Annotated in this window: 14 protein-coding genes; 9 read left to right on the top strand and 5 right to left on the bottom strand. The window is 66.6% G+C overall.

The annotated features are described in order from the left end of the window. The first annotated feature begins 86 nt into the window (after positions 1-86). A complete protein-coding gene (locus J4H86_RS22970; protein WP_236540268.1) occupies positions 87-2420 on the top strand; it encodes a serine/threonine-protein kinase in 2334 nt (777 codons plus the stop codon). 38 nt (positions 2421-2458) lie between these two features. On the opposite strand, the gene J4H86_RS22965 is transcribed toward J4H86_RS22970, so the two are convergent. Then, a complete protein-coding gene (locus J4H86_RS22965) occupies positions 2459-3400 on the bottom strand; it encodes a CorA family divalent cation transporter (protein WP_236540266.1) in 942 nt (313 codons plus the stop codon). Positions 3401-3413: 13 nt separating this feature from the next. Here J4H86_RS22965 and J4H86_RS22960 point away from each other — a divergent pair, with 13 nt between their 5' ends. Beyond that, positions 3414-3794 (top strand): SEL1-like repeat protein, encoded by a 381-nt coding sequence (locus J4H86_RS22960; RefSeq protein ID WP_236540263.1) that lies wholly within the window; start codon positions 3414-3416, stop codon positions 3792-3794. 80 nt (positions 3795-3874) lie between these two features. Next, positions 3875-4453, top strand: a complete 579-nt coding sequence (locus tag J4H86_RS22955; protein WP_236540262.1) for a pyridoxamine 5'-phosphate oxidase family protein — start codon at positions 3875-3877, stop codon at positions 4451-4453. A gap of 10 nt (positions 4454-4463) precedes the next feature. Here J4H86_RS22955 and J4H86_RS22950 read toward each other — a convergent pair whose 3' ends face one another. Further along, on the bottom strand, positions 4464-5720 hold the full coding sequence (locus J4H86_RS22950) for a multidrug effflux MFS transporter (RefSeq protein WP_236540260.1): 1257 nt from the start codon (positions 5718-5720) through the stop codon (positions 4464-4466). Positions 5721-5914: 194 nt separating this feature from the next. On the opposite strand from J4H86_RS22950, the gene cas3 reads away from it, so the two are divergent. From cas3 to cas6e, 6 genes are all read left to right on the top strand, one after another. After that, positions 5915-8371, top strand: a complete 2457-nt coding sequence (gene cas3 / locus J4H86_RS22945; RefSeq protein ID WP_236540258.1) for a CRISPR-associated helicase Cas3' — start codon at positions 5915-5917, stop codon at positions 8369-8371. Between the two features lie 142 nt (positions 8372-8513). Further along, entirely contained in the window at positions 8514-10130 is a 1617-nt protein-coding gene (gene casA / locus J4H86_RS22940; protein WP_236540255.1) for a type I-E CRISPR-associated protein Cse1/CasA, read from the top strand. Beyond that, positions 10127-10729, top strand: a complete 603-nt coding sequence (gene casB, locus J4H86_RS22935; RefSeq protein WP_269134495.1) for a type I-E CRISPR-associated protein Cse2/CasB — start codon at positions 10127-10129, stop codon at positions 10727-10729. Before casA ends, casB begins: the two co-directional genes overlap by 4 nt. Further along, a complete protein-coding gene (gene cas7e, locus J4H86_RS22930) occupies positions 10726-11946 on the top strand; it encodes a type I-E CRISPR-associated protein Cas7/Cse4/CasC (protein WP_236540251.1) in 1221 nt (406 codons plus the stop codon). The genes casB and cas7e overlap by 4 nt, the downstream gene beginning before the upstream one ends. Then, entirely contained in the window at positions 11939-12673 is a 735-nt protein-coding gene (gene cas5e, locus J4H86_RS22925; RefSeq protein ID WP_236540250.1) for a type I-E CRISPR-associated protein Cas5/CasD, read from the top strand. Before cas7e ends, cas5e begins: the two co-directional genes overlap by 8 nt. Then, the gene (gene cas6e / locus J4H86_RS22920; protein WP_236540247.1) at positions 12663-13361 is read left to right on the top strand and encodes a type I-E CRISPR-associated protein Cas6/Cse3/CasE; all 699 of its coding nucleotides are present in this window, start codon (positions 12663-12665) and stop codon (positions 13359-13361) included. The genes cas5e and cas6e overlap by 11 nt, the downstream gene beginning before the upstream one ends. A gap of 99 nt (positions 13362-13460) precedes the next feature. Here the strand turns inward: cas6e and J4H86_RS22915 are convergent, their stop codons facing one another. The 3 genes from J4H86_RS22915 to J4H86_RS22905 are packed head-to-tail and all read right to left on the bottom strand — an operon-like array spanning position 13461 to position 16691. Further along, a complete protein-coding gene (locus tag J4H86_RS22915; RefSeq protein ID WP_236540245.1) occupies positions 13461-14198 on the bottom strand; it encodes an IclR family transcriptional regulator in 738 nt (245 codons plus the stop codon). Between the two features lie 52 nt (positions 14199-14250). Further along, on the bottom strand, positions 14251-15270 hold the full coding sequence (locus tag J4H86_RS22910; protein WP_236540243.1) for a zinc-binding dehydrogenase: 1020 nt from the start codon (positions 15268-15270) through the stop codon (positions 14251-14253). 8 nt (positions 15271-15278) lie between these two features. Further along, entirely contained in the window at positions 15279-16691 is a 1413-nt protein-coding gene (locus tag J4H86_RS22905) for a phenylacetate--CoA ligase family protein (RefSeq protein ID WP_236540241.1), read from the bottom strand. Between the last annotated feature and the right edge of the window lie 9 nt (positions 16692-16700).

Below are 16700 nucleotides of genomic sequence, written 5' to 3'. Positions count from 1 at the left end.
CGCCGACTCGGAGTTCCGGGATCGGTTCTCACGGGAGATCGACGCGGTGCGGCAGGTCAGTGGGGCGTTCACGGCTCCGGTGGTGGATGCGGATCCGGGCCGCGACCCCGTGGTTGGCCACGGTCTACATTCCCGGACCCACGTTGGACCAGGCGGTTTCGGAGCACGGGCCGCTCCCCGAGGGCACTGTACGAACACTGGGGGCGGGGCTGAGTGAAGCGCTGCGCGACATCCACCGCAGCGGATTGGTCCATCGGGACCTGAAACCGGGAAACGTGCTTCTCGCCAAGGACGGACCGCGCGTCCTTGACTTCGGGATCGCCCACCTCGCCGACGGAACCAAGCTCACCAAAACCGGAATGGCGATCGGGACGCCGGGCTTCTGGTCGCCGGAGCAAGTGGAACACCGGGAACTCACTCCGGCGAGCGACGTGTTCGCGCTCGGCGCCCTCCTCGGGTTCGCCGCCCAAGGCCGGCCGGTGTTCGGGACCGGTCACCCCCTGACACAGATGCGCCGGGTGTGTGACGGGGACCCAGACCTCGCTGACGTCCCCGACGGGTTACGCGAGCTTCTCGACCGCTGCTTGGCGAAGGATCCGGTGCGGCGGCCGGGACTTCCGGAGCTCCTGCGGATGGCCAGCCAGATCCCGTCCCAGAAGGCGTGGCTGCCGGAACCGCTCACCGCCATGGTCACGGCACAGACGAAGCTCGTGAGCGACGATGCCACCGAGGTCACGCCCCCCGACCCGCCGACGCGACAGTACCCCGGGTTCGCCGCCACCAACACTCCTCCCCCCACTCCCCCACGGGGAGAACGGCCTCGCTCCGCCGGAAGTGGCCCCCCAGACAACCACGACGCGGCCGACGACTCGGACGCTGAGCTGGCGTTCGCGCGCGGGCAGGACCTTGAACGAGCGGACAACTCGGCCGCCGCGATGCTCGAGTACGAGAAGGCCGCACGCACGGGCCACCCGCAGGCGGCGTTGCGGCTCGGGTCCCTCCACGCGGACCTCGACCAAGTAGGCGCGGCGGAGACGTGGCTGCGCACAGCGTTCGACCTCGGGGAATCCAACGCCGGATTCCAACTCGGCGTCCTGGCCGAGCACAACGACAACGTGGGCACAGCCGAGGAGTGGTACCGGAAGGCCACGGCGGGGGGCGACGTCGACGCGATGGTGAACCTCGGCGTTCTGTTGAGCGCGCGGGGGAACGAGGCGGAGGCGGAGGTCTGGTATCGCCGGTCTGCCAACGCGGGCGATGTGGACGGCAAACGGAACCTGGCCAATCTGACGCTTCGAAACGGCGGTGTCAGCCAGGCGATGGACCTCTATCGTGAACTCGCCGAAGCCGGGGACCCGGCCGCGATGGGCCACTACGCCGACCTGTTGGTCGATCACCAGGGCGACCCGGGGACGGCCGAGGAGTGGTACCGCAGGGCGATCGAGGGCGGGAGCTCCGCGGACGCCATCAGCTATGGCAATCTCCTGTTCGACGCCGAACGCTACAGCGAGGCCGAACACTGGTTCCGCCACGCGGCTGACCACGGGCATTTGGCCGGCCGCAACAACCTCGCCAACACGCTCGTCGAACTGGGCCGACTGCCGGAAGCCGAACGCACCTATCGGCAGGCGATCGACGCGGGCAACGTCGGGGCGGGCTTTGGGTACGGCATGTTCCTCGTCAAGGCGGGACGCGACAGCGAGGCGGAGCACTGGCTGCGCAAGGCGGTGGAGGTCGAGCCGAACGCGCACAACACCCTCGGGAACGCACTGCACAATCAGGGACGGCTCAGAGAAGCCGAGGAGCACTACCGGAAAGCGGCCGACAACGGCGACACCGTCGGTATGTACAACCTGGGCATCCTGCTGGCCGACCAGGGGCGTGACGCCGATGCCCGTCACTGGCTGACCCGGGCGCGTGACGGCGGTGACCCGGACGCGGCGGATCGGTTGCGGGAGCTGACCGACGCACGACGGGATCCGCCGCCCCCAGGCCCTCCGCCGCCTCCCCCCTCGGCATTCAGCGCAGCCTCCTCGGAAACATCACGAAGGGACAGCAAGGAACCCGCTGATGATGACGACGAAGGAAAGGTGGGGTTGTTCTTCTTTGCGATGGTCTTCGTCATGCTGCTTGGCCTCGTGCCAGTCCTGCAGATCCCGATCGGGTGGGCGGCGCTAGGACTCTGGGGATGGGCGAGTGGGCACGTTTCCTCGCTCCCTTCCCCCGACTTCCCGGGTCTGTTCACCGGAGAGGGATTCCGTCAGGTCCTCTCAACGGGCTACTTCCTGGTCAATGTGGTGGGGATGGGAATCGGCGTGGTGGGCGGTCTCGTGACGCGGGACAAGGACTACGGAGACTGGGCTCTCATCCTCGGGGCGTTTATCACCTGCCTCGTTACGTTCCTGATCCTGCGCGGATAGTCCTGAGACGCCTGGTGTACTAGCCCCGACCGAACCCCTCACAACCAACCGCGCCGGCGGAAGTTCAGGAACAGCACGACACAGACGACGACCATCAGCACCATCACCCCGGGGTAACCCCACGACCACCGCAGCTCCGGCATCCAGTGGAAGTTCATGCCGTAGACGCCGGTGATGACGGTGGGGATGGCGATCAGGGCGGCCCACGCCGAGATCTGGCGCATGTCCTGGTTCTGCCACAGGTTGATCTGTCCGGAATGGACGTCGAGGATCAGGGTCAGAAGCTGTTCGCTTGAGGCCACCGACTGCCGAGTCTGCTTGACCTTGTGCTGAGCGTCGCGGAATCGGCGGCTGGTCGCCTGACGGGTCGCCATGTCGGTCACGATGGACACCATCGGGTCGACGGCGTCACGGAACTCCAGCACCTCCCGCATCAATCCGTAGATGGGTTCCAGCACCATGACCCGTCGGCCAGAGAACACCTCCTGCTCGATTCTGACGATGTCCGCGGCCACGGCGTCGGACGTGCTCGTGTACCCGTCCACCACCTCGTGCACCACGGAGTACACGCCGTCCCAGACGCCGTGTTCCCGCGGCTCGTCGTCTCCCACGAGCCGATTTATGGCGGGCGTGACGGGGTCCTGGTCGTCGAAGCACGCGCTCAGGAGGACGGACCCTCCGACGATGAGGACGACGCGGGACGTGCTCACGGACGGTCCGGACGTGTAGCGGACGGTCTTCATCGCGAGGAGGACCTGGTCGCCGTGGATCTGCTGGATGGTGCGGGCGTGGGGCTGTACTCCTTCGTTGACCGCACCGGGGTGGAGCCCGAGCCGGTCAGCGATCGCGTGGAGCTCCTCCGCGGTGGGGTGGTCGGCCTGCACCCACAGCCAGGTCCCGTCGGGGCGCGGGGCGTCCGCGTCGGCGACCTCGACGACACCCTGCCGCGAACACTGCCAGTACTTCAGAGTCCCTCCCACGAACGAACGGCTGATGCGCAGCCTGGCACCCCTGACTCGCACCGGGTGGGCGGACACGCTGGTACAGGGGCTATTGCCCGCGACCCTGGCGGCCTATGCTTGCGACATGGTGGGCCTCGTCCGAATCATCACCGATCTCCTGGGCCGCGCCACGGACGACACCGAGGCGCGTCTCATCGCCGCCGCTCGGTCCGGCGACATCACGGCGCTGACGTGGCTGGGCGCCCTCTACGCCGACAGCGACCCCGACCAGGCCGAGTGGTGGTACCGACGCGGCGCCGAGGCGGGCAGCCGCGAGTCCATGGAGGGGCTGTCCATCCTGATGAGCGCCCGTGGCCACACCGAGGAGGCCGCCGAGTGGTGGCGACGTGCGCGCAGCGCGATCGACGACTAACCCCCCACGTTCCGACTCCAGTGACGCACGCCCCAGCTTGCCCCGGTTTGGGGGCTCAATGGCGCGGGGAGACGGCGGTTGTGGCAAAGCTATTCGAAGCACTCACCGGCAGACTCCGCGAATTCATCGAGGCGCAGCCCGTCTTCTTCGTGGGCACGGCGCCGCTCGACGAGGCCGGACACATCAACGTCTCCCCCAAGGGCATGGCCGGCACGTTTGCCATCACTGGGCCGAGGCAGGTGGCCTACCTCGACTACTCCGGTTCGGGCGCGGAGACCATCGCGCACCTGCGGGAGAACGGACGCATCGTCTTCATGTTCTGCGCGTTCGACGGTCCGCCCAACATCGTGCGGCTCCACGGCACCGGGCGGGCCGTCTTCACCGACGATCCGGAGTTCGCCCGATTGCGCGCCGTGTTCCCGAAGGAGCGGACGCTGGGACAGCGATCGATCGTCGTCGCCGACCTGCACCGTATCTCCGACTCCTGCGGGTACTCGGTCCCGTTGATGGAGTTCAAGGAGGACCGCGACGTACTGGACCGGCACCAGGGGCGGCGCGACCCCGAGTACTTCCCCAAGAAGTGGCGCGACCAGAACGCGGTGAGCCTGGACGGCCTCCCCGCGGTTCCGGTCGACGACCCCTACGTGGCGGACAGCTAGCCCGCCACCCTCACGGCTTGGCGAACCGCAACTGCGTCTCGTTCGGCCGGAGGAACCCCAGACCCAACGCGACCAGGGCGCTGACACCCATGACCGCGGTCATGCTCCCGAGGGTGGCGTCCCCTCCACCGGACACGACACCGCCGAGAGCCCCGATGGCACCTCCGAAGGCGAACTGGATCGAACCGATGAGCGCGGACGCCGTCCCCGCCACCTGAACCGGCTGGCTCGCGACCGCGATGGTCATGGCGTTGGGGATCGAGAACCCCGCACCGAACAGGGTCAACAGCAGTAGGACGGTGAGCGCTGTCAGGGTCGCCGTGCCCGTCGCGGCCAGCAGCCCCATGCCCAACACGCTCACGACCATGATGAACAGGCCGACCATGAGGCGGATCCCCATGCTGACGCGGCCGATCAGCGCGGCGTTGATCTGCGTTCCGGCGATCATGCCCAGGGTGTTGAAGCCGAAGATGAGGCTGTAGGTCTGCGGCGAGGCGTTGAACTCCGACTGCGCCACGAAGGAGAACGACGAGATGTAGGTGAACATCGTGCCGAAGATGAAGCCGATCGCGAGGGTCGGCACGATGAACCGGCGGTCGGTGAGGAGCCCCAGGAACGTGCGCGCCAGCACCGCCGGCCGCTGCGGAGCCCGCTTCTCCGCGGGGAGGCTTTCGGGCAGCCAGAAGTAGACGAGGACCAGGCTGATCACGGCCGCCACTCCCAGCACCGTGAACATCAAACGCCAGGAGCCGAACAGCAGGATCTGCCCACCGAGCACCGGCCCGATCATCGGCGCGAGCCCGACGATCAGCATCAGCCGGGACATGAACCGGGCGACTTCCTCCCCTTCGAACAGGTCGCGCACCACGGCACGCGAGATCACCGCACCCGCCGCACCGGCCACGCCCTGCAGGAAGCGCAGGACGATGAACGCGTCCACCGACGGCGCGAACACCACCGCGAACGAAGTCACCGCGAACCCGATGATCCCGATCACCAGCGGCGTGCGGCGCCCCCAGGTGTCACTCATCGGGCCGATCACCAACTGCCCCAGTGCCAACCCCACCATCATCGACGTCAGGGTGAGCTGGATCCGCGCCTCGGTCGTACCCAGATCCGCGGCGATCTCGGGGAGGGCTGGCAGGTAGAGGTCAGTGGCCAACGGCCCCGTCGCGGCGAGAACACCGAGGACGAAGACCAGCAGTGCGACGAATTTGCGGGGGTACCGTCCAGAAGCATCAACAGTGGGCGCGCTGGCGGGCTGCACGAAGGACTCCGCTCTGAGAGACAACGCAAGGGGGCTTGATTCCCTTGGCCCAACATCCGCGATCTTCGAAGACATCCCATCTTTCCGGTGATTCGTCCGTGACATGAGTTACATTCCCCACAACACAGGCGATGCGGGTGTTTCGACTTGCCACCGTTGCCTGTGCCGCTGCCGTCTCCACCCCTGGAGGGACCATGGCCGACACCACCCCCATCGACATCTGCGCCCCGTGGGGGAAGGCGGGTAAAGCGAAGACCCCGAAAGTCCACCTACTGATCTGCCATGCGATCGACGCAGCGGCGTTCGCGGAGGAACTGGTCGATCTGATGCTCGGCCCCCGCCTGCGAGAGGAGCTGGAAGAAGCTTTCACCCCTCTCGGGGGGAAGTGGCAGCGGTGGGTCGCGTTCTGGTGCGGGCTACACGACCTGGGCAAGTTCTCGCCCTACTTCCAGTCCGTCCGAACCGACGTAACCGCGGAGTACTTCGACGAGAACGCGCAGAAGGCCATCAGTGCGTTCGAGGGACGCGCGGTCGCCGCGTTCGCACCCCACTCGCTCCTGACGGCTTCGCACCTGGACTGGGAACTGAAGCGGAAGAACGCGCCACGGCCGACACGACGATTCCTCACCGGCGCCCTCGCCGGTCACCACGGATACTTCCCGAACTGGGATGGCATCAGCCAGATGGCACCCAAGCGGCTCGGGAAGAAGGAGTGGTGCTCGGCCAGGCAACGCTTCGTTCGAGAGCTCGCGGCGCTCTGGGAGCTCGACTTCGACCAGGACTGGTCGCATGTGCACATCGGGCTGCGAGGCGCCATCGGCATCGCCGGTCTGACGGTGATGTGCGACCGGTTGGCCTCCGACCACTACACCAACAGGATTCCGCGCCACGCCCACATGGAGAAAGGAACGGCGGCCTATCGGGACGAAGTCCGTCACAAGGCTCGGGACACGCTACGCCGGCTGAACTGGCACCCCTGGGAACACAGGACCCCTCCCCGGTATCGAGGCCTGTTCAACGGCGAGCCGCCCCGTCGGCTGCACACACTGGTCGAGGAAGTCCTCGACGACAACACCCAGCCAGGAATCATGGTGATCGAGGCCCCCACTGGCGAGGGCAAGAGCCGCGCCGGCCTCCTGGCGTCGGCGATGCTCGTGGACTCCCTCGGACTTACGGGATTCATGCTGGCTCTCCCCACACGGGCCCTGAGCCGGACACAGCTTCACGACCTCAACGCGGTTCTCGCTGACGCAGAGTTCGACCTGCGAGGTCTCCCGGCGTTCAGCGGGGCGATGGAGGATATGCCCCGTCTGGCCAAGGACTCCGGCATCGAACTGAACCCCCAGGACACCGCGGAGGACGTGGCGCGAGACCCCAACCAAGAGCGGAATGCTCAGCGCCGGTCCAAGCCGGACGACGCGATCCTCTCCCCCCTCGTGGTCGGCACTCACGACCGAGCGCAGATGACCGTGATCAACGCCAAGTGGGTGCACCTGCGCATCGCGGCCATGAGCAACAAGGTTCTGGTCATCGACGAGGCGCACGCGTGCGATACCTACGTGGCGAGCCACATGGACAAGCTGATGTGGTGGTGCGGAAGCATCGGCACCCCGGTGGTGGTCATGTCCGCGTCCTTGAGCAAAGCACGACGCGACGCGCTGATCACGCATTGGCAGGCGGGGGCTCGATTGGAGGAAGGCCCCGTCGAAACCACCACCAACGTCGAGTCAGGGTGGCAGATCACGTGGGCGAGCGCGGACGAGGACGCGACGGCGTGGCCCTTGGAGTCCCTCGAGGCTCCGCAACACGATGTCGAACTCGTGCACCACTCAGACGATTTCGAGAAGCTCGCGCGGGAGATCTTCGCGCACATCTCCAACGACGGGTGCGCCCTCGTGCTTCTCAACACGAAGAGGCGCGTGGATCGCGCCCATGAGGTCTTCCGACGTGTCGCGGACGAAGTCTTCGCGTCGCCCCCGGAGATTGTGTCCGTGCACTCCGACCGGGAGGACCGAGCGGAGAGCGAAGCCCGGATCAGCGAACTTCTCGGAAAGAACTCACCGACCACCCGCCACGCGGTCGCCATAGGAACCAGCCTGCTCGAAAGCGGGGTTGACCTGGATGCGGACATCCTCGCCTCCGATCCGACAATGATCGATCTCTTGATCCAGCGCATCGGTCGGCTGCACCGCCACGCACGTCCGTATCGGCCCGGGGCCACGAGGCAGCAGACGCTCCTACTCCTGGACAAGGACCGCGTCAGCAAGCGCGGCACCGACCCTCACGACGACGAGCGAGGATTCCCGGATGGGATCGCGAACGTCTATCCAGCCTTGTTGCTCCGCCTCACCCGTGTGGCGCTCCGCGACCGGTCCCGCCTGAACCTCCCCGAGGAAGCTCCGGCCCTGCTGCGGATGGTCTACGGCGACAGTGAGTTGTGGACCCTCGCCGCCAGCAACAGGAAGCAGTGGGAAAGAGACCTGCTCACCTACATGCACCGCACCGATCATGAGGACTATCTCAGCACCATCGCGACGATCCCATTGCTGGCCCAGGACCAACACCTCAGCCGGCTCACCGAACACGCAGGCCCGGTGAATCGCACCCGGAAACCTGACGGGAGGAATTCCCGCCAGGAGGGAACTGAATGACGCGCTGGATCAATCCAAGACACGCAAAACACAGAGCGTAAAGGCATCACTCCGCAAAGCGACTTTTCTGTTTTGGTGGTGATCTTGCGGTGCTCGTCGCTATCGTGACGGTTCATCTCGTCGCGGTTGGACTGGAGACTGCGTGCGTCACTTTTCCCTGCTCTACGACTCGTGGATCCCCTGCGTAACAAAAGGTGGAACGACAATCCACCTTGGGCTCGTCGATGTGATTCGACGCGCGGATGATCTGCGTTGGATCCAGGCCGAGGCACCCGTCGTCACCGCGGCGCTGCACCGACTGCTGATCGCGTTCGCGCATCGCGCCCTGGACGGACCAAAGTCGGAGGCGCAATGGCGGGAACTCTGGGATGCACCCTCCTTCCCCGCGGCCGGCGATACCTTCACCAGGATCGAAACATACGCCACCCGGTGGGCCCAGAGGTTCTGGCTGTCGGGGACGGATCACCCCTTCATGCAGTGTCCCGCCATACCCGACGAGAAACTCGGCTCACCAGCCCAACTCATCCTGGGCAAGGCAACCGGAGGAAACGCAACTCTCTTCGACCACACCATCTCTTCGGCATCCGTGGAGATTCCGGCTGATCAAGCAGCACGCTGGCTGGTCACGGTCCAAGCCTTCGACACCGGAGGACTGAAGACTCCCTACACGAAGGACAAGACATCCCGGCGTGGGCCCTGTAACCAGTTCGGTGTGGCGGTACTGCAGGGCAAGGACCTCAAGGAGACCCTGCTGCTGAACTTGGTCGACTACGCCCCGGGGGCGAGACTTCCCGGTGGGACGCGCGAGGATGACCGCCCGATCTGGGAACAGTCACCTCCCACTCCGGAGCCGGAGAATCCTGGCCGCGCACCTCTCGGATGGACCGAGCTCCTCACCTGGCCAGCACGCAGGATCCGACTCCTGGTGACGGAACGTGACGGAAAACCGATGGTGCGGAAGGCCGCCATCCTGCCGGGCACCCGGCACAGGGGTGACCTCCGCGCCGACGAGAAGATGGGCGCCTTCCGCAGCACGCCCACGAAGACAAGCCGCAACGACGACCAACGCCCCGACCGATGGCAACCGGTGCAGGTTGAGGAGCTGCGCGGTATCTGGCCTCACGCGGTGGAGTTCCTCCTCAGCGGAACGGCGACCCGACAGCGACCCGCCACGATCGACGAAGCCGCGGAGCGCCTCACTGACGACCATGAACGCACCTTCACGCTGCGGGTCTTCGGTCAGCAGCTCGACTCCAACGGCGGGGCGGTCGAGGCCTGGTTCGAAGAGACACTCCCCGCGCCCGTGTCTCTGCTCCGGGTCAGGGGGCCGGCGAGGAGCCTCGAGGTTCTCCTCGGTGCGGCGGTCAAGCTCGCCAACAACGCGGGGAAAGAACTGCGGGATTTGGAAACGAGGTACACACGCGGGCTGAGCGCTGATGCTCCCAGTCCACTGCTTGGGATTTGGTACTGGCCCGCTCTTCCCGCCCCGTTTCGCCGACTGTTGCATGAGCTCGGCCGTCTGGTACCGGCCGAGGACACCCACTCAGAAGAGCTTCCGCCTGAGGTTAGGCCCCTGTTCTTGAAGTGGGGAGAGACGGTTCGCTCCTCAGCGCTGACCGCGGGCGAACGCTGGGTGTGGAACAACCCGAGCGGATCGGGCCGACAGATCATGGCGCTGGCCGATACCGAGAACACTTTTCGCAGTCGGATGAGCAGTCTCCTGGAAAAGTACGAGAAGGAAATCGAGGACTACTCGTGAGTTCCCAGCCCGCAGACGATAGTCCCGCCAGACGTCTCGCCTCCATTCTTTACCGGGTCGGCCGAGATCTCGACTCCAACGTTCAGGCCGTCGCAGGGCCCGCGCGGGGATGGCTCGCGCGGATGCGCCGCAGCCTCACAGATCATCACTACATACCCGACGTGTACGACGTTCTCATCGACGCTGGCGTCAAGTTTGAGTCAGACGCGGAGCGGGACCGTCCGTGGCTGCTGACGTGTGGACTCTTCGCGCTCAACCCGGCGGAACCCCAGGGCGGCGAGTGGCGCCTCACCCTGGGGAGTGCCCTTGCTCGGTTAGGGGACCATCCTGCGGCCGAAGCGCGGGTCCGCCAGCTAACCGCCTCCAATTACGACCAGGTGGCTTCTCGTCTGCCCTCGGTGATGAAACAGCTCTCCTCCAAGGGCATATCGATCAGTGTTCGCTCACTGGCCGAGGATCTCGTCGCGCTGCATACCGCGAAATCAGGCAGCACTGAGGAGCATCGCGTCCACCTCACCTGGGCGCGAGACTACAAGCGCCGCAGTCACCAATACGGAAAGACCAAGCCGCAGTCACCGGAAGAGGGCACGGACCAATGATTGTCGAACTTCACCTACTGCAATCGTTCCCAGCGAGCAACCTCAACCGGGACGAGGTAGGTCAGCCGAAGAGTGTCACCTTCGGTGGCGCGCAACGCGGGCGGGTGTCGAGCCAGTGCCTGAAGCGCTCCGCCCGCCTGGAGCTCCCCTCACTGGGGATCGAGCGGGAGAACTCCGCCGTCCGCACCAAGCGGCTCGTGGAGCACGCGGCCCGCGCGATCGACGGACTGGATCCCGCTGGTGAGGACGAGCCGAGCGACGACTCGGTGGCCCTGGCGCGCGAGGCTCTACTCCAACTCGGTTTCAAGGTGGACCACCGGAACTTCACCCAGTACCTCTTCTTCATCCGGCCCACCGCCGCCGCGTTGCTCGCCGACTTCTGCCGCGAACACCAGAAGGAACTGACTGCCATAGCGACGGAACGAGCGAAGCTCGAGGCCGAGAAACCGAAGAAGGGCGAGGAGAAGAAGAAGCACGACAAGGCGGTCGAGAACCTCGACAAGCGCCAGGTCGCGCCGAAGAAGGAGATCCAGGCCCGCGCCGCCGAGATCCTCAGTGCGGACCGTGCCGTCGACATCGCGTTGTTCGGCCGAATGGTCGCCAACAACACCGACTTCAATGTGGACGCCGCCTCCCAGGTTGCCCACGCGATCTCCACGCACGCGGTGGTGACGGAGTTCGACTACTTCACCGCGGTGGACGACCTGAAGCCCGACGACTCCCCCGGTGCGGACATGATCGGCACGGTCGACTTCAACGCGGCGTGCTACTACCGCTACGCCAATCTGGACACCACGCAGTTGGCGAAGAACCTCGCCGGTGCGGGCGAGTCCGACCCCGAGCTGGAACGCCAAGCCGTCGACGCGTGGCTGCGTGCGTTCATCCGCGCTGTCCCCAGTGGGAAGCAGAACTCCATGGCGGCCCGAACTCAGCCCGAGGTACTGCTGGGTGTGGTGCGGGAACAGGGCTCGTGGAACCTGGCGAACGCCTTCCTCAAGCCTGTCGCAGGAACCGACTTCATGAACGAATCCGGTACGCGAATGCTGGAGCAGTTCCGGGAGCTGCGCGGCTTCTACGACGACGGTGAGATCGTCTCCGTGACCGGGGCCGCCGTGGGGAGCGCCGCGTCGCTTGACCTGCCGGACGACGAGCGGGTGCGGTCGGTGTCGGAGTTCGTGTCCCGTGTGAGCACAGCGGCGTTTTCCCACTATGGCTGAGGCAACACTGGCGCTGCGGATCGACGCGCCCATGCAGTCGTGGGGGGTGCGGTCCCGATTTATCCGTCGGGACACCGAGAGCGAGCCCACCAAGTCCGGGATCGTGGGCCTGCTGGCTGCCGCGATGGGAATCCCCCGCGACGACCCGACCAGGCTCCCGGAGCTGACGGGTCTCCGGATGGCGGTGCGCGTCGACCGGGAAGGTCTACTCGAGTTCGATTTTCACACCACCCAGGATGTGCCGAACACTTTCGGCAAGGCGCACCGGACGGTGGTGAGTCACCGCTTCTACCTGGCCGACGCGCTCTTCTTGGTGCTGCTGCACGGTGAGCGGGCGAAGCTCCGTGAGCTCATGGCGGCGATCGAACGTCCGCACTGGCCGTTGTACTTCGGCCGCAAGGCATTCGTCCCGGGGCGGCCCCTGATCGAACGAAACCACGCGGTGGGCGGAGAACGACAGTTCACTGGCCTCTTCGATGACACGTTGGAGAGCGTCCTGCACCGGCACCCGTGGTTGGAGCGGGATGAGCACATGCGCGCCCAACGGGAGAAGACTGCGGCCCCGCTCCGCGCCGTTGTCGAGACCGACCTGGGTGACGCCTATGCCGAACTCCGTAACGACGTCCCCACATCATTCGCGCATGGTGCTCGCGAGTTCACGTCTCGGGCCGTGCGGACCGAGCACGTTGACCTGGCAGCGTTGGAGGGGTGGACCCGTGTTCCTTAGTCGGTTGTCGCTGAACGTGGCGTCGGCGGAGTTTCGGCGGGACTTCGTCGATGTTCAGCACATGCATCGGACGGTGCAGTCGGCGTTTCCCGAGCTGCCGTCGGGGTCACCGGCCCGGAAGGAACACGGGGTGTTGTGGCGGATGGAGCCCGCGGGGTCGGGCTACACCGTGTTGGTTCAGAGCCTGAGCAAACCCGCGTGGGACGAGTTGCCTCAGGGGTATCTCTCCGCTCCCGCCGAGGTTCGTGGGATGGACGCGGTGCTGGACGCCATCGCACCGGGACGACGGTTCGCGTTCCGCCTGGTCGCGGTTCCGCTGCACAGTCTCCCGGGGGAACGCGACGCGAACGGGAGTCTGAAGCGAGGACGAAAGATCTCGCTGCGGAATCCGGACGACCAGATCGCCTGGATCATCCGCCGTGGCGAGCGGCACGGCTTCGTCATCCCGGCGGGAGCCCACGGCGAACCCAACGTCGCGCCGTCCCCCTGCCCACCGGCGCGGGGACGCAAATCCGAGGACTCCGGCAAGGTCAACAAGATCACCGTCAGCGCGGTCCGCTTCGACGGCCAACTCGTCGTCACCGACGCCGAGGCCCTCACCGAAGCGGTCCGGGACGGCATCAGCTCCGCCAAGGCCTACGGGTGCGGGCTGCTCAGTCTGTATCCACTGCCTCCCACTCAGGACTAGCTCCCGCCTTCCCTTCTACGGTGGTGTGGCCGTCTCCTCCCCTTCGGTCCCGCGACACGCTGGAACAGACGCGAAACCCGAGGCGGAGGTTCGTCCACCTCAGTCGCTGAGGGTGTCCGCGGCGGTGGTCAGGGCTTGGGTGAGGGTTTCTCGGTTGGGGTCGAGGTGGCCTTTCTTCATGACGAGGGTGAGGGCGTAGAGGTCTCCGTTGTTCTGGAGGGAGACGGCGAGGCCCTCGATGTCGTCCTGCCAGGCTCCTTGGGTGGTGACGACGTGTTCCTGCTCGGCGCGGGCGAGGCGGTCGTCGAACTGGGTGACGTCGGCTCCTCGGTCGATGAGGTCGGAGCGGATCTGGCGGAGGACCCGGCTGCGGTGCGGTTCGGCGCACTGGGCCATGAGGGCGAGCCCAGCGGCGGAGACCGCGACGGGGAGTCGGCCGCCGACGGCGAGGCGGACGGCGCGGACGCCACGGCCGCGGGCGGTGGCGACGAAGGCGACGTGTACCTCGTCGCGCACCGCCAACGCGGCCGTCACGCCGGTCTCCGCGCTGAGGTCGTCGAGGACCCGCTGACCCTTGCCCACGATAGACATGTTGGCGAGCACCGGGTAGCCCAAGCGGAGGTTCTTCGGAGTGAGGAAGTAGGCGCCGGAGGTCGGGTTGATCCGCAGGTAGCCGAGCTGCACCAGGCTGTCGGTCAGTCGGGACACGGTGGAGGGTGCCAAGCCGGTGGACCGGGCCAGTTGACCGTTCCCCATCGGGCCTTCGGCGCGCGACAGGGTCTCCAGGATCCGCAGGCCTCGAGCGAGGGCGGTCACCGGGCGGTTCGGTTGGCTCATGTGGCGGATGTTACCAACCGTACGCACCCGCTCTGACCTGCGGGTGTTCCCGTTAGACGATCGTGAGGAGGTTCTTGGCGAGGTGGTCTCCGCTCTCCATGTGCGCCTGGGCCGCCGCGGCCTCCACGAGTGGGAACTCGCGATCGATGACCGGGAGCGCCTGCGGCCGGTCGCGGAGGAAGGCGACGACCTCGGCGAGGTCGTGCCGGTTCCCCATCCATGACCCGTGGATCGACAGTTGCTTGCCGAAGACGTGCCGCAGGTCGGTGACGGCCTCGTATCCGGAGGTCACGCCGCAGAACGCGAGCCGGCCCCGTGGCGCGAGCATCTTCATGCTGGACATCCACGTGGACGCGCCCACGTGGTCGAGCACGACGGACGCACCGCGGCCCGGGCACGCGGCCCGGACGTCCTTGGCCACCCGGTCCGAGCGCACGATGGTGGTGCCGTCGAACCCGTGGTCACGCAGCCACGCGGCCTTGTTCTCGGAGCCGACGATGGCGATGGCGTGCGCGCCGACGCCTTCGGCGATCCGCAGTGCCGCGTTGCCGAGCCCACCGGTCGCCCCCCAGATGACGACGGTGTCCCGCTCGGTCAGTCCGGACTTGGTCACCAGCGCGTTCCACGCCGTGACGTAGGAGACGGGGACACCGGCCCAGCGCCGGTCGGCGCCGTCGGGGAGTACGACGGCGTTGCGATGGTCGGTGAGCACCTGTTGGGCGTAGCCGCCGTCGAACTGGTAGCCCATCACCTGGAAACGGGGGCACGCGGACTCCACGCCCTCAGCGCACTCGGCGCACGCGCCACAACTCGAACCGGGGTAGAGGACCACCGGGTCGCCGACGCGGACGGTGGTGACGTCCGCCCCGACGCGCGCGACCCGTCCTGTCACGTCGGCGCCCGGAATCCGTGGGAGGGAGAGGGTGTCCCCCGTGCCTCCCTGCTTGAGCCACAGGTCGAGGTGGTTGAGTCCGCAGTGAGAGACGTCGACGACGACCTCACCTGCGGCGGGGACGGGGGCGGCGACCTCGGTCCACCGCAGTCCGTCCGCGCCGTGTTCCCGCTGCACCATGGCCCACATCAGCGAGCCTCCCGCCTGTCCTCGAAGCGCTTGAGCTTGGCGCGGTCACCGTGGCCGGTGAGGGGGCGAAGTGCGTCGCGGTCCACGAGATCGACGTTGATCTGTACGCCGATCTTCTGCTTGAGCAGCTTCTCCAGACTCTCCTTGAGTCCGGGGCTGTCGGCGGCCGTGGTCTGGGCCTCGACCATCATGGTCATCTCCTCGCGGGTCCGGCCACCCCGCCCCAGCACGGACTCCACGTAGCAGAAGTACTCGCCGCTGATGCCGTCGTGGTCCTGGATGATCTTTCCGCAGGCCTCTGGCCACACGTTGACGCCACGCAGTTTGACCATCGTGTCGCTGCGGCCCCGGAAGTAGTCCATCCGGCGGTGCCAACTGCCGCAGGCGCACTGCTCGATCTCGTAGGTGGCGGAGATGTCCTGGATGTTGTACCGGAGCTGGTGCGTCCCGGTCTTGTACAGGCAGGTGATGACCACGTTGCCGCGGTGGCCGGGCGGTAGCGGCTTTCCGGTCTCGAAGTCCACGACCTCCACCACGAAGGCGTCTTCGAAGATGTGCAGGCCCTGTTTGGCCTCGCACTCCGCGGAGACGTACTGGACCTCGTGGAAGGCGTAGGAGTCGTAGGCGGGAACTCCGTAGACGTCCTCGACGGCCTTGGTGTCGCCGAAGGACAGCAGGGTCTTGAGGTCGAGGTCGGTGCGGGGGTCGATCCCCATCCGCTTCGCGGTGTCGGCGATGTGCAGGAGGTAGTCGGAGGTGGCGGTGATCGCGGCGGCGCCGTACAGCTTCGCCATCTCCACCTGCTTCTCGGTGGGGGTGACGTTTCCGGTGCCGGTGGTGATCGGGATGGCGCCGAGCCAGTGCCACAGCGCGTGATCCATGATCCAGGCCGCGTTGTGGGTGGAGTAGGCCCAGGCGTTGATCACCGCGTCGCCGGGGCGGATGCCCTGCATGTAGAAGGTGCGGGCGCTCAGGATGGCGCCGACCTCGCGGTCCCACTGGGTGTAGATGGTGGGGCGGGGCATGCCGGTGGTGCCGCCGCTGGTGTAGAAGCGCAGCGGCGTGGTGGCGGCGTCGGCGAAGTGGTGGCTCTGGTAGTCACCGAACGGAGGCTGGCGTTCGATGCTGTCGCGGATGTCGTCGATGGTGTACTGCGGCACGAGGTGCAGATCGTCGATGGTGCGCACGTCCGCGGGCGAGAAACCATGCTGTGCCCACAGCTTCTGGTAGAAGGGCACCGTGGCCGCGCGCTGGAGCGCGTCGACGAGGCGCTGGTTCTGGGTGGCGACGATGCGGTCACGGTCCCACAACCGGGTACCGGTCATGAACTCGTACGGGGGCTCGTACTCGGTGACGAGCTTCTCCCAGTCCATGCTCTGGTAGTAGTACGGCGGTTTGACGTGGTCCCTCATCTCGGCTCC

The sequence above is a fragment of the Spiractinospora alimapuensis genome (assembly GCF_018437505.1).
Taxonomy (GTDB): Bacteria; Actinomycetota; Actinomycetes; order Streptosporangiales; family Streptosporangiaceae; genus Spiractinospora; species Spiractinospora alimapuensis.
This window is presented reverse-complemented; position numbering and strand designations above follow the sequence as displayed.